This is a genomic window from Pseudomonas sp. GL_103 (assembly GCF_057835175.1).
This window is the reverse complement of record NZ_CM174420.1, coordinates 3,033,658-3,046,893: the sequence shown is the minus strand read 5'-3', so window position 1 is coordinate 3,046,893 and position 13,236 is coordinate 3,033,658. Positions and strand designations below refer to the sequence as shown.

Sequence of the window (13,236 nt, the reverse complement as noted above, 5' to 3'; positions counted from 1 at the left end):
ATCCACAAATTTGACCTGGTGCATAAACAAAAAGATGAGACAGCGAGTCACGCTGTTCACGCCGGAGTAGCGGAAGATGCTCATATCAAAAGACAGCTCACTAACAAGCATTGGTATTCAGCAGTACCTTTTTGCCCCCCACCTAAAGCATATTCTTCTGAACGAATGCGGTCGGGGAACTTGTAGACCGCCAAATATTTCCCCATAGACGTCTTCTATTTTGTTCAATCGGGTCTACCTCAGCCGTCGATCGGTATCTGCGAGGCAAACGACGTTTGTTTAGCACGCTATTGCGTTGCCCGCAAAACAGACCACGGCATTTCCTCTGATCGCCAACACGTGAATGTGTATCAAAAAAGATAACGCACACACGAGCCATGACAAAAATAATAAAACTTAGGTCGGCGCAATGAATTCAAAAGTCAGAAGTATCAGTCCTTTGCTGTTTTTTGGTGGCATCAGTGCCCTAAGCTCCCCCCAGGCTACCACTTTATTCGAAAGTGAGACGGCATCAGCCCATCTAAACACTTCACTCTCCTATACGCTTGGTTGGCGAGCGCAGTCGCGAGACAGTGCCATCGGGAACAACTCCAACTATGATGAAAGTGACTATAAATTTAACCGCGGCGATATGGTCACCAATCGAGCTGAGGCGCTTGTCACCTTGGAAGGCAAGGCGACCCCACAGACTGCGTATCGTCTATCGGGTCTGGCGTGGAAAGACTTCGCGTACGACGATCACGTCGAATCCAATCCTGCGTATGTGGATCAAAAAAGTTATTCGGATGGCCGCTATGACAGTGGAACAAAAAAGTCCTTCTTACAGGGGGGCGAGCTTTTTGAGGCCTTCGTCACTCATGACCTTGCGATCGGACAAACTCCCTTCAATCTGAAAGCGGGCCGACTCACCGAACAGTGGGGCAACGCCAAGTTCTTCTACCTTTCCAGTATCGGCTATTCACAAAGCCCTTTCGATTACCGAAAGGCTTTTGGGACGCCGGGGCTTGATTCCAGCATGCTCTATCTCCCACGCACCCAAGTCATGGCCACCGTAGGCTTACGTCCCGATTTGTCTGTTTCTTTTCAATACATGCTTGAGTTTCGGCCTATGCGGTATGGCGAAGGCGGTACTTACCTGTCCCCACTGGACTTCGTTTTTTCCGGCCCCGACCAAGCCCCGGCACTAAACAGTGCCTTTGGCGGGCCTGTCACAGCGGGTGATGAGAATAGACCCAAGGACATCAACGATAATTTTGGTATCAAAGTCGTCTGGTCGCCGCAATGGGCACAGGGTCGTATAGGCCTGTATTACCGTCAGTTCGACGACGCCCATCCTTGGGTGCTTGCCGACTTGCATGAAGGTGGCGGTGCTCGCATCCATCAGGAATACGCAAGGAAGACAAAAATGTTCGCGGCGAGTTATGACCGAGCCATCGGCCCTGTGACTACGGGCTTCGAAGTGGCCTATCGCAAGGGCACCGCCTTGAGCAGCTCGCTCCAGAATGGGCAAGTGGGTGTTCCTTATACCAGAGGTGCGACTGGCGATTTGATCACAGCCATCATCAATGGAGTCTATTCCACTGGATCAACAGCGATGTGGGATGACGCGACAGTTATTGGTGAAGCAACCTATGCTCACTTAGTCAATGTGACGGGAAACAAATCGGTCTTCAACGGCGTAGGTTTCGACTGCGTAGCTGGCGGTTCACAGGCGGATGGTTGCGCCACCGTCAATGCCTACAACCTGGGTATTTACTTCGAGCCGCAGTGGAAAAATGTCATTTCAGGAATAGACCTCAGCGCTCCAGCATCCTTCTTCGTCGGACTTAAAGGCAATCCGGCCTTTGCTGCAGGCGGTTTTGTTGCCGAGGACTCAAAGGTTTACACGATCGGCATCAAAGCCACCTATCGCCAGTTACACTCCGCCACGCTGCAGTACAACGGGTTCCACTTCAACACCCAGCATAAACAGACCATACCGAATGTCGGGGAGGCCTATAGCGGGGGTAATGGCCCTATAGGTCTCAACGACAAAGGTTGGATCTCACTGCAGTTCAAGACATCTTTCTAAAGGCTCCATTCCAGGCCGCGACACGCGAAAAAAGTGAAGCGGCCAATTCAAGTGCATAGGCTCAGAACTGCTCGGCCTTTAACCCGTAGAGCGAGTCACTGCCCACCATGATTACGGCTTCTAGGGTCAGCACGCGCGGCAATACTCGGTCAAAGTAAAATGCAGCAGTGGCTAGTTTGGCACCGTAAAACTCCGGATCTCGGTCAAGGTTGATTTGCGCTACCATCGCCATCCTTGCCCACATATATGCATATGCCACATAACCAAACAGATGAAGATACTCAACTGAAGCGGAACCAATACGGTTGGCGTCATGGCTGGACTGTAGCTGCAACCAACGACTCACCTCTTCAAGCATCACCAATACATGGAACAATTGCCGGGCATAAAGCCCATCATTTTTGCAGAAGGTTTTGACTTCAGCCGTAAAGCTCTCCAAAGCCACACCGTCATCTGCAATGACTTTACGCCCAAGCAAATCCAGCGCCTGAACACCGTTAGTCCCCTCATAGATCTGAGCAATACGCACATCGCGTACCAGTTGCTCCTGGCCCCACTCGCGGATGTAACCGTGCCCGCCAAATACTTGCTGGCCGAGTACGCAACTCTCAAGCCCCGTATCGGTGAAAAAAGCTTTTGCCACAGGAGTCAACAAGGCCACCCGTTGGAGTGCAGCATCGCGCTCGTCAGCATCCTCGGTATACTTACTGATATCCAATTGCTGCCCGACATAGGTCGCAAAGGCACGCCCTCCTTCGGTCAAGGCACGCATGGTCAACAACATGCGACGCACATCGGGATGGACGATAATTGGATCTGCAGTTTCACCAGGCACCTGGGCACCCGTTGGTGCGCGGCCTTGGGTACGATCGCGAGCATAGTAGGCTGCGTTCCGGTATGAAGCTTCCGCGCAGCCAACACCCTGGATACCGATAGACAAGCGTTCGTAGTTCATCATCGTGAACATCGCCGATAGGCCACTGTGCTCTTTACCTACCAGATAACCGATAGCTCCCTCAAAATTCATCGTGCACGTGGCTGACGCTTTGATTCCCATCTTTTGCTCTACTGAGCCGCAGCTCACAGAGTTGGCGTCACCAAGTTGACCGTCGGCATCCACGAGAATTTTTGGTACAAGGAACAACGAAATCCCTTTGGGGCCAGCTGGCGCACCAGGAAGCCGTGCGAGTAGCAAATGGATAATGTTGTCGGTTAGATCGTGCTCGCCTCCGGTGATGAACATTTTGGAGCCAGTAACAGCGTAGCGGCCATCCCCTAACGGTTCGGCCCTGCATCGTATGATGCCAAGGTCTGTGCCTGCATGTGGCTCTGTAAGGCACATGGTTCCTGACCAGCGTCCGTTATACATCCGTGGAAGATATGTGGATTTCAACTCTTCGCTGCCATGGGCATCAATTGCCAAGCAACACCCCGCACTTAGGGACGAGTACAAACTGAAGCTGCTGTTTGCGGCGTACATCATCTCTTCAAACTGCACCGCCAACATCTTCGGCATTCCCATTCCTCCAAACTCTGGGTTGCCAGCAAGTCCGACCCAGCCGCCCTCTCGATACGTGCGGTAGGCGTCTTTGAAGCCCTTTGGCGTAGTCACCACCCCGGATTCAAAGTGGATGCCCTCTTCGTCACCACTTCGATTGAGGGGGGCAATCAGCAGCGCGGTGACTCTGGCTGCCTCGGCCAATATTGCGTCGGCGGTGTCGGCATCAACAGCCTCGGCCAAGGCGGGAAATCGAGACCAAAGCGCTGGCCCCTCAAATACTTCATGGAGAACAAAACGCATATCACGCACCGGTGCGTCGAACGTAGGCATGGTCGACCTCGTCATAGACCTGCGAACAGGTCATTAATGAACAGTTGGATTTGAATTTATTGTTTTCTCAGTCTGTCCCATCAGCCTTTTGTGCACTCACTGGTTCCGCAGACTCCGCTGAGGCGCAAATTCTGGTGGGCGGTTCACCTCGAAAGTGACCCCGGAGTATGCTGACCCACTACATCTCGATAAATGCTGAATTGGAAACAGACTGTCACTTCAAACAAGACAACAACACCGCACCGCTCTGCTAATTACCAGTGTGACCGGATCCTGTTCAAGCTATTGCTTGGCCAGTGTGGGATCCCTCGGAGCCTGCAAGAATCCCCACCCTTCCCCCAAGTCTCGGATTAGGTTGACTGTCGCTGCGGCTTGCGCCCCCTGCAATTGAACCGCTGTGCTCTGCACTTGCAGCACCGAACGCTGAGCATCCAGTACGTTGAGATATAGTCCGTCGACGCTGCACGCTTATGGCATCGAAACGGGCGGCGGCCAGCTTGGCTTCTGCCCGGGACACGCTTAGATTACTGAGGTCGCCCAACTCGTACTCTTGATGCACCAATCTCAACGCCTGCTGACGTAGGTCGACCGCCCCTTTAAGCAACTGGGTTTCGGCATCCAGTTTACGGAGAGCGAAGTAGTTCTGCGTCACGTCGGCTTGTACCGCCAGCATCACCGAATGCAACAACGCTTAGCCGCGTTCGATCTCAGCGTTGGTGGCGTCAACCGTATTGGCCACGCGGCTGAAAAAATCGACCTCATAAGATATCCCCCGCCTGCGCACGCCACATCGTTTGTTGCGCGCCATTGCCGCTGTCAGGCTGGAACTGTGAGGCCAGCGAGACTTTTCGCGGGTTGGGTCGAAACCTGCCGTCTCCGTAGGGAACAGGCCGGCGCGGGCGCTCTGGTTCTGCCCTCGCGACTCCCTCAAACGGGCAGCGGCAGCTTGCAAGTTCTGGTTGGCAGCCTAAGCCTGAGTTTTCAAGCCGTTCAATTCCGCGTCAATGAATACCACCTCGGATTACTGCTTCGGAGGGCTGGGATGTTTTCCAACTTCCTGCCACGGAGGGCTTGAGCGAGAGATCGGTATGCACCTACTTATATGCCGGCGGCATCGATAGCGGGGGCCTCTTGTAATTCGGTGTTAGAGAACACGCCGGAATGGCCAACAGCATGCTCGCGAGCATAGCTTGAACAGATTGGCTGATAAACGATTCATCATATCCTCCTAACTCGACAAGAACGGCACGTGCGTGGTGCGCAGCCATTTGCGGTTTAAACGCAGCGGCGTGAGGGCCAACCGTTGAGTCGGTATCGTCTTGGTGACCAGAACCAACTGTTGGGTCGGTTTCGTTTCGGTGACCACGGACTCCGTGCTTGTCTACCAGGTGTTCGACACCCGACAGTTTGCGCAGCAGTACATAGAACACCGGGGTCAACATCAGACCAAACAGGGACATGCCGAGCATGTCGAAGAACGCTGCAATACCAAAGGCCTGGCGTATTTCTGAACCGGAACCACTGGAAAACACCAGAGGAACGACACCGATGATGAAAGCGAACGACGTCAGATTCGGCCGCAGGCGCAGACGGGTGAAGAAGCCGAGCCATGCTTGGGCCGGTGAGTAGAACTTGATCTCCCCCAGTAGACTGATAAGCTCGCAGAAACGAGACTTTCTGTAGTTCCGGAGGCGACAATGATTGAGCGCACCGACGGCCCTATTCCGGACATTGCAGCCTTCGCCGCCGTGGCACGAACCGGCAGTTTTACCAAAGCTGCGGAAAACCTGGGCACCAGTAAATCCAACGTCGGCAAGGCCGTACAGCGACTAGAGGCTCGCCTGAGCACGCGGCTATTCCAACGCACCACCCGCGCAGTGCGTCTGACCGAAGACGGCGAAACGTACTTGGTGGCAACCCAGTCGGCGTTGGATTGTTTACGCGAGGCAGAGCAAGCTTTGGCGGCGCGTAGGGAAGAACCTATCGGTCGCGTACGCGTGGATTTGCCCGCCGGATTTGGGCGCCTGTTACTTCCTACTTTCTTACAGTTGCGGCAGCGTTATCCGAAAGTTACGTTGGAATTGAGCTTGACTGACAGCATGTCAGACGCGGTGGGCGAAGGCTGGGACATCGTGGTGCGTATCGGCGAGCTTCCCCAAGACAGCGAGATGACGGTTCGAAAATTATGCAATCTCCGCTTGGGTCTGTACGCCGCTCCCGAATATCTGCAACAACGTGGCGAACCGCAAAACGTATCAGAGTTAAGTGAACACGACGCGGTGATCTTCCGAGCCGCATCTGGTCGGTTGCGTCCCTGGACGTTACAAGATGGCAACATCGTGCGTGACATCAGCATCAACCCGGTGATGGTGTTGGCCGACGGTCATGCATTGGTGCAGTCCACCGTTCTGGGTTTCGGTATCTCGCAGATTTTTGACCACGTGGCAAAGCCCTATGTCGATACAGGAAGGTTGATACACGTGCTGCCCTTCACAGACGTCAATGGCCCACCGGTGCATGCAATGATCCCCCTAGGACAGAAAATGGGTGCAAAGACGCGCGCAGTGCTGAACTTCATCGCAGATAATTTGCGCTAACCAAAGCCGGATATTTGCTAGCGTATTATGGTGCTTCTGCAATGACAGGAACGTAATGGGGGCTTGCTTATGCATCCGATGAGGCAACGGCATAATCACTCATACCCAGCTCCCAACCGAAGTGTACATGTCGGACGATCCACAATCAGCTCACCCCGAAATGAACGACTAAGCGCCATCCCCGTTTTCTCCTCTTTGTAGCCTGGAGGCATCGATAGGGAGGGTAGTTCGTGGTTCAATGAAAGGGAGCAATTCACGATAATCAGCAGGGTAGTCAGAACAAGAAAATTTGGATGTGAACCGCTGGTCAGCACTTTCATTGCCTCTTTTCTCGAATAGGGATGAGCGTAATTAATGGCGTCGTCAACAGGTTGTTCACCATTGTGAAGCCCTGAGACTAAAGGACGATTATGAGATGCAAACACGGCGACAATTCCCTCATTCCACTCACTTGGTTTTCACGCCATTGAGCAAATTTTGGATCAAGCTGCGCAGAGGATAAACGAGGGTATTGGAGACGCTTCGTCGCGGTTGTTGCGACAATCTCTTCGGCCCATGACAGCCACTTTAACAACTGAGCAATGCTGTTCGCGTTACCTCGTGACATGCTTGAACACAACAAAAAAAGGGCCTCAGCTTTCGCCGGGCCCATTTGCGGTTGTGAAACCAATCATCAAGCAGTCGCTTGTGCCTTGTGAATAGCCACCATCTCGGCTTCATCTTTCAGAGCTTTTTGCACGGATGGGCGAGCGTCTACACGAGCTTTCCATGCCATTAGGTTTTCCAGATGACCAATCTCGGTACCAGAGCGCTCTTGCCACATGGTTGCCCATACATAAGCGTCAACAACGGAGAAGTTGTCACCAGTGAGGTAAGCCCAACCGTCCGCAAGACGTGCGTCAAGGGTGGTGTAAGCGGCAACCAATTTGGCACGAGTCCATTCAGTACCGAATTCGGTCATTAGTTTGCGCATCAGCGGGATATGTTTCTGCGCAATTTCAGTCGCAATAAAGGTCAGCAGTTGATCAATTTTGACACGATCCAAGGTGCCGCGTGCCGGGATCAGTCCTGACTCGGGATGCTGGTCGGCCAGATAGGAAGTAATAACGATTGTTTCGGTGATCTTTTCCTGCTGATCATGATCAAGGGTCAGCACAGGTACGTAAAAAAGCGGATTTACTTCGGCAAAAGAGTCGCCATTCGAAGTGGACTGATCGAACACGTCGTAGTGAACCAGCTCTGGATTCAGACCGATCTCATTTGCGATGATCTGGACGGCTTGAGAGCAGGTTTGATCGGCGATGTACAGCTTGGTCATGATTGCATTCCTCGGGAGACAGTCGTTTTCCGCGCCCTGAATCTGGGCTGGTAACCAAAGTCTGAGCCTCCCTCCGAAAATGATAAACCGCCCACAAGGATACGCTCTGTAGCTCGCTCAGATACAATCATCCCTTCGTTTTTAGAGATGCTGCTCGTCTATTAGCACTACCGGATGCCTGGTTCATTTCAGTGGAGTAAAGAAATCGCTAATTACCTGACATTGTTTTACACCACCACTGTGAGTTCACGTCCAGCCCTCTAATCGAAGAGTCGAGCGCACCAGACGCTGCTCTTCGTTCTCGATCTCCTTCAGGCTCTCGCTGATGCTCTGAATATGAGCCACAGCAGCCTTGCGCGCCTGCTCAGGCAAACGCCCTGTCACTGCGTTGTATAGGCGCGCGTGCTGTCGATCAATCTGACGTTTTTGCGCTTCTCGGTGATAGAGGTTGTTGACTGATGCGAACACCGAGCTGAGCAGCAAATCAGTTAGAGAGCCTAATGTCTGCACCAGTACCGGATTGTGCGAAGCCTCGCAAATGGCCAGGTGAAAAGCGTGATCCAGCCGCGCGTGGCCTGAAGCATCGTGCTTTTGATCATGCCCAGCCAGTAGCGCTTCATAGGCACGGGTGATCAACACAAAGTCCGCATCCGTACCACGTAAAGCCGCCAGGCGAGCAGACTCACCCTCTAACAGCGTGCGCACTTCAAAGAGGTCATACAGCGTTCGTGGTTGGGAGCTGAAAAGGTGCATCAGTGGAGACGTTGTCGGATGCCCTGATAGCTGTGCGACAAATGATCCTTTTCCCTGTTCGGTCTCGATGATCCCGCGTGCGCGGAGCAGCTTCAGACCTTCACGCAGGGCGGTGCGCGAAACTCCGAGCTTTTCTGTCAGACGCCGCTCCGAGGGCAACAGTTGGCCAGTCTTCAAAACGCCGTCGACGATAAGTCGCTCTATCCGCTCACAGACCACATCAGCCACTTGGGCAACACGCACGTCACTGGTATGACCAGTCATAACTAATTGCTCCTAACTTTCAAGCGCACTATGTAAACCATTGTTTTGATAGTTATTTATTACCCAATCACGCAATCAAACCGAAAAAAACTGGTTCGACCAGCACTTAAGAACGTAGACAGTATTCCCCTTGCCATCAATGATGCAAGCGCGCCCACATGGGCTGGCCCGTCATAACAATAAGCAAGGGATGTCTGCCCAGATATGAATATCCTTTACGACGAACGCGTTGATGGGGCTCTTCCGGCCACTAATAAACACGCGCTTTTACAGGCATTGCGTGAGCAAATGCCAGACTTGGAAATCCTTCACAGCGAGGAAGAACTCAGACCGTATGAGTGTGATGGTTTATCCGCTTACCGTACCACTCCGATGCTGGTGGTTCTGCCCCGCGAGATTGAGCAGGTTGAGACTCTACTGAGAATCTGCCATCAACACCGTGTTCCGGTGGTTCCTCGCGGTGCCGGCACTGGCCTGTCCGGTGGGGCCCTACCCCTGGAGAAAGGCGTCCTATTGGTGATGGCGCGTTTCAACAAGATTCTCGAGATCGATTCGGGTGGGAGGTTTGCACGTGCTCAACCGGGAGTACGCAACCTGGCCATTTCTCAGGCTGCCGCCCCCTATGGCTTGTATTACGCGCCAGACCCCTCCTCGCAAATCGCGTGCTCAATCGGCGGCAACGTCGCGGAAAACGCCGGGGGGGTGCACTGCCTGAAATATGGCCTGACCGTGCATAACTTGCTGAAGGTGGAAATGCTCACGGTTGACGGCGAACGCCTGACCCTGGGTTCTGACGCCTTAGACTCACCTGGCTTTGATCTACTTGCGCTCTTCACCGGCTCCGAAGGCATGCTCGGGGTTATCACCGAGGTGACAGTCAAGTTGCTACCCAAACCGCAGTCCGCCAAGGTGCTACTGGCAGCATTCGACTCCGTGGAAAAAGCGGGCCGTGCAGTAGGCGATATCATAGCCGCCGGCATCATTCCTGGTGGTTTGGAAATGATGGACAACCTGGCCATTCGCGCCGCCGAGGACTTTATCCACGCTGGTTATCCAGTAGATGCCGAAGCCATCTTACTGTGTGAACTCGACGGCGTTGAAGCTGATGTCAACGACGACTGCGAGCGCGTCCGACAAGTGCTGGAACAAGCCGGCGCCACTGAAGTGCGCCAGGCCAAAGATGAGGCCGAGCGTGTGCGTTTCTGGGCCGGACGCAAGAATGCATTTCCTGCAGTAGGTCGCCTCTCGCCGGATTATTACTGCATGGATGGCACGATCCCCCGTCGCGAACTGCCCGGCGTACTGCGAACAATTGCGGAGCTTTCCGCCGAATACGAGCTTCGGGTGGCCAACGTCTTCCATGCCGGAGACGGCAATATGCATCCGTTGATTTTGTTCGATGCCAACAAACCTGGAGAGCTCGATCGCGCCGAAGCCTTAGGCGGAAAAATCCTGGAATTGTGCGTGAAGGTCGGTGGCAGTATCACCGGTGAACACGGTGTCGGCCGCGAAAAGATCAATCAGATGTGCGCCCAGTTCAATAGCGACGAACTAACCGTTTTCCATGCGATCAAGGCGGCATTCGATCCTAGCGGCCTGCTCAATCCCGGCAAGAACATTCCAACCCTTCATCGCTGCGCGGAATTCGGTTCCATGCATGTGCACATGGGTAAGTTGCCCTTCCCTGAGCTGGAGCGTTTCTAATGACTGGTGAACATTCCAACGACGCTAGTACCTACCTTTTGCGCCAGGTTGAGCATGCTCTGCACAGCCGTACTCCATTACGTATCCAGGGCGGCAATAGCAAGGGCCATCTTGGCCGCAACGTATTAGGTCAGCTGCTTGATACTCGCACTCATCGCGGCATCATCACCTATGACCCCACCGAACTGGTGATCACCGCCCGCGCCGGTACACCGCTGGCCGAGCTGAATGCTGCTTTAGACGCCGCTGGGCAAATGCTGCCGTGTGAGCCCCCTCATGGTGATGACGGAGCGACCCTTGGTGGAATGGTCGCAGCCGGACTCTCCGGGCCACGTAGACCCTGGGCCGGATCAGTTCGCGATTATGTTCTGGGTACCCGTGTCATCACCGGCCACGGCAAGCACCTTCGCTTCGGCGGTGAGGTGATGAAGAACGTGGCGGGCTATGACCTGTCGCGCTTGATGGCGGGTAGTTTTGGTTGCCTGGGACTGTTAACTGAAGTCTCTCTCAAGGTACTGCCAAAGCCGCGACACAGTCTAAGCGTTTCACTAGAAATCAGCCGCGAAAAAGCCTTGCTGAAGCTAGCCGAATGGGGGCAGCAACCGATTCCCATCAGCGCGGCCACTCACGACGGACAAAAGCTGCACCTACGCTTAGAGGGTGGCGAAAGCTCGGTGACCGCTGCGTGTATCCGATTGGGCGGCGAGTTGCTTGACCCCCATTACTGGAACGAACTGAACGCCCATCGCCTGCCATTCTTCTCAGATATTCGTCCGCTCTGGCGCCTGTCACTGCCAACCAACACCGGCCCACTGCCCCTACATGGCGAACAATTGATTGACTGGGGTGGCGCTCAGCGCTGGCTCAAATCCAACGCAGAAGCCAAAACTATCCATGCTATCGCCACGCAGGTCGGCGGTCATGCCACCTGCTACGAAAATTGTGATCGTCCCTTCCAGCCGTTGGCAGCCTCGCTATTGCGCTATCAACGATACCTCAAGACGCAACTTGACCCGCTAGGGATATTCAACCCGGGCCGAATGTACGCAGAGATCTAATCATGCAAACAACCTTGAGCGAAAAAGCCCTGCGTCTGGAACGTGCTGAAGAAGCCGAGCGCATCTTGCGCAGTTGCGTTCATTGCGGCTTTTGTAATGCCACCTGTCCAACCTACCAAATCCTGGGCGACGAGCTGGACGGGCCGCGCGGACGAATTTACCTGATCAAGCAGGTTCTCGAAGGTAACGACGTCACAGCCAAGACACAGAAGCATCTGGATCAATGCCTGTCGTGCCGGAACTGCGAAACCACATGCCCATCCGGGGTGAAATATCACAACTTATTGGACATCGGTCGTGCCGTCGTTGACGAGGCAGTTCCTCGCAGCACCGGTCAGCGCCTGCTTCGCCAAGGCCTACGAGGCTTGCTACCGAATCCAGTGCTGTTCAAACCTCTGATGAAAATCGGAGAAATCCTGCGCCCCGTTCTACCGCAATCAGTGCAGCTGAAATTACCTCGGCGGATTACTCCGGCGAAACGCAGGCCAACTCGGCAGCTCGCACGAACCATGTTGATGCTCGAAGGGTGCGTGCAGCCGAGTCTATCCCCTAACACCAATGCCGCCGCCGCACGGGTATTGGATCGGCTGGGGATCAGTATTATGCCAATTACCCAGGCGGGCTGCTGTGGCGCAGTTGACTACCACCTCGACGCTCAGCAAGCAGGTTTGGACAGAGCTCGGCGCAACATCGATGCATGGTGGCCGGCAATCGAAAGCGGTGCCGAAGCGATCATTCAAACCGCCAGCGGTTGCGGCGCATTCGTCAAAGAGTACGGCCACCTGCTCAAGAACGACCCTCTGTACGCGCAGAAAGCCGCCCGGGTCAGCTCAATGAGCAAGGATCTCGTTGAGGTACTGCAGGAGGAACCCCTGGAACATCTTGGCGCCCGCAGTGACCTGCGTTTGGCGTTCCATTGCCCATGCACCCTTCAGCACGCCCTTAAGCTCGGCGGTGCAGTCGAAAGTGTATTGACTCGTCTGGGATTCCAACTCACGACAGTACCCGACAGTCACCTTTGCTGCGGCTCCGCAGGCACCTACTCCATTACTCAACCAGAGCTGTCGCGACAGCTGCGCGACAACAAGATGAATGCGCTGGAGAGCGGCAATCCCGATCTCATCGCAACCGCGAACATCGGTTGCCAAACCCACCTCGACGGTGCAGGCCGGACTGAGGTGCGGCACTGGATTGAAGTGCTGGAAGACGTCATTCACTCACAGGAGAGCCTATGAACAGCAAAGCCGTATTAAGCCAAAAAGAAGTCAGTCAGATTCTCGCCGCCGCGCGATCTGAGGCCCAAGCGAACCAATGGGAGGTCAGTATCGCCATCGTTGATGATGGCGGCCATCTCCTGGCTTTTGAGCGACTCGACGGTTGTGCACCGATCGGTGTCTATATCGCCACCGAGAAAGCCCGGACTTCCGCGCTCGGCCGACGCGAGTCCAAAGGCTACGAAGATATGGTGAATGGTGGCCGTAGTGCATTCCTATCCGCACCTCTGGTGACCTCCCTAGAAGGAGGCGTGCCCATCATTGTCGATGACCAAGTGATCGGTGCAATCGGAGTTTCTGGCGTCAAGGCGGATCAGGATGCACAAATCGCTAAGGCTGGCGCCCAAGCACTGAAATGAGAGAGAA

General features: G+C 54.3%; 10 protein-coding genes and 1 pseudogene. 6 read left to right on the top strand and 5 right to left on the bottom strand.

Translation table 11 applies throughout. The features are described 5' to 3' along the window. The first annotated feature begins 409 nt into the window (after nt 1-409). Nucleotides 410-2,071 (top strand): DUF1302 domain-containing protein, encoded by a 1,662-nt coding sequence (locus AC3IP0_RS13780; protein ID WP_489327697.1) that lies wholly within the window; start codon nt 410-412, stop codon nt 2,069-2,071. A 61-nt stretch (nt 2,072-2,132) separates the two neighbouring features. Here the strand turns inward: AC3IP0_RS13780 and AC3IP0_RS13775 are convergent, their stop codons facing one another. From AC3IP0_RS13775 to AC3IP0_RS13765, 3 genes and pseudogenes are all read right to left on the bottom strand, one after another. Next, nucleotides 2,133-3,902: an acyl-CoA dehydrogenase C-terminal domain-containing protein gene (locus AC3IP0_RS13775; protein WP_489327695.1), complete on the bottom strand. Its 1,770-nt coding sequence runs from the start codon at nt 3,900-3,902 to the stop codon at nt 2,133-2,135. 277 nt (nt 3,903-4,179) lie between these two features. Beyond that, nucleotides 4,180-4,575, bottom strand: coding sequence for a hypothetical protein (locus tag AC3IP0_RS13770; protein WP_489327804.1), 396 nt, complete (start codon nt 4,573-4,575; stop codon nt 4,180-4,182). Between the two features lie 718 nt (nt 4,576-5,293). Further along, nucleotides 5,294-5,494 (bottom strand): annotated as a pseudogene (locus tag AC3IP0_RS13765) (efflux RND transporter permease subunit); the annotation flags it as partial. A 105-nt stretch (nt 5,495-5,599) separates the two neighbouring features. On the opposite strand from AC3IP0_RS13765, the gene AC3IP0_RS13760 reads away from it, so the two are divergent. Then, entirely contained in the window at nt 5,600-6,499 is a 900-nt protein-coding gene (locus AC3IP0_RS13760) for a LysR family transcriptional regulator (RefSeq protein WP_489327694.1), read from the top strand. Nucleotides 6,500-7,172: 673 nt separating this feature from the next. Here AC3IP0_RS13760 and AC3IP0_RS13755 read toward each other — a convergent pair. Together AC3IP0_RS13755 and glcC are read right to left on the bottom strand one after the other, a co-directional pair. Next, entirely contained in the window at nt 7,173-7,817 is a 645-nt protein-coding gene (locus AC3IP0_RS13755) for a glutathione S-transferase family protein (protein ID WP_489327693.1), read from the bottom strand. 246 nt (nt 7,818-8,063) lie between these two features. Then, complete coding sequence (glcC, locus tag AC3IP0_RS13750) at nt 8,064-8,834, bottom strand: transcriptional regulator GlcC (RefSeq protein ID WP_489327691.1); 771 nt, start codon at nt 8,832-8,834, stop codon at nt 8,064-8,066. Between the two features lie 204 nt (nt 8,835-9,038). Between glcC and glcD the strand changes: the two genes are divergently transcribed. Genes glcD through AC3IP0_RS13730 form a run of 4 tightly spaced genes read left to right on the top strand, consistent with a single transcriptional unit; the run spans nt 9,039 to nt 13,229 of the window. Then, entirely contained in the window at nt 9,039-10,538 is a 1,500-nt protein-coding gene (gene glcD, locus AC3IP0_RS13745) for a glycolate oxidase subunit GlcD (RefSeq protein WP_489327690.1), read from the top strand. Further along, a complete protein-coding gene (glcE, locus tag AC3IP0_RS13740; protein WP_489327689.1) occupies nt 10,538-11,596 on the top strand; it encodes a glycolate oxidase subunit GlcE in 1,059 nt (352 codons plus the stop codon). The genes glcD and glcE overlap by 1 nt, the downstream gene beginning before the upstream one ends. Before the next feature lie 2 nt (nt 11,597-11,598). Further along, nucleotides 11,599-12,831 (top strand): glycolate oxidase subunit GlcF, encoded by a 1,233-nt coding sequence (gene glcF / locus AC3IP0_RS13735; RefSeq protein ID WP_489327688.1) that lies wholly within the window; start codon nt 11,599-11,601, stop codon nt 12,829-12,831. Next, a complete protein-coding gene (locus AC3IP0_RS13730; RefSeq protein ID WP_489327687.1) occupies nt 12,828-13,229 on the top strand; it encodes a heme-binding protein in 402 nt (133 codons plus the stop codon). Before glcF ends, AC3IP0_RS13730 begins: the two co-directional genes overlap by 4 nt. The last annotated feature ends 7 nt before the right edge of the window (nt 13,230-13,236 follow it).

Coding starts and splice junctions, on each gene's coding strand:
- AC3IP0_RS13780 (WP_489327697.1), top strand. CDS start 410: ATGAATTCAAAAGTCAGAAGTATCAGTCCTTTGCTGTTTTTTGGTGGC.
- AC3IP0_RS13775 (WP_489327695.1), bottom strand. CDS start 3,902: ATGCCTACGTTCGACGCACCGGTGCGTGATATGCGTTTTGTTCTCCAT.
- AC3IP0_RS13770 (WP_489327804.1), bottom strand. CDS start 4,575: ATGCTGGCGGTACAAGCCGACGTGACGCAGAACTACTTCGCTCTCCGT.
- AC3IP0_RS13760 (WP_489327694.1), top strand. CDS start 5,600: ATGATTGAGCGCACCGACGGCCCTATTCCGGACATTGCAGCCTTCGCC.
- AC3IP0_RS13755 (WP_489327693.1), bottom strand. CDS start 7,817: ATGACCAAGCTGTACATCGCCGATCAAACCTGCTCTCAAGCCGTCCAG.
- glcC (WP_489327691.1), bottom strand. CDS start 8,834: ATGACTGGTCATACCAGTGACGTGCGTGTTGCCCAAGTGGCTGATGTG.
- glcD (WP_489327690.1), top strand. CDS start 9,039: ATGAATATCCTTTACGACGAACGCGTTGATGGGGCTCTTCCGGCCACT.
- glcE (WP_489327689.1), top strand. CDS start 10,538: ATGACTGGTGAACATTCCAACGACGCTAGTACCTACCTTTTGCGCCAG.
- glcF (WP_489327688.1), top strand. CDS start 11,599: ATGCAAACAACCTTGAGCGAAAAAGCCCTGCGTCTGGAACGTGCTGAA.
- AC3IP0_RS13730 (WP_489327687.1), top strand. CDS start 12,828: ATGAACAGCAAAGCCGTATTAAGCCAAAAAGAAGTCAGTCAGATTCTC.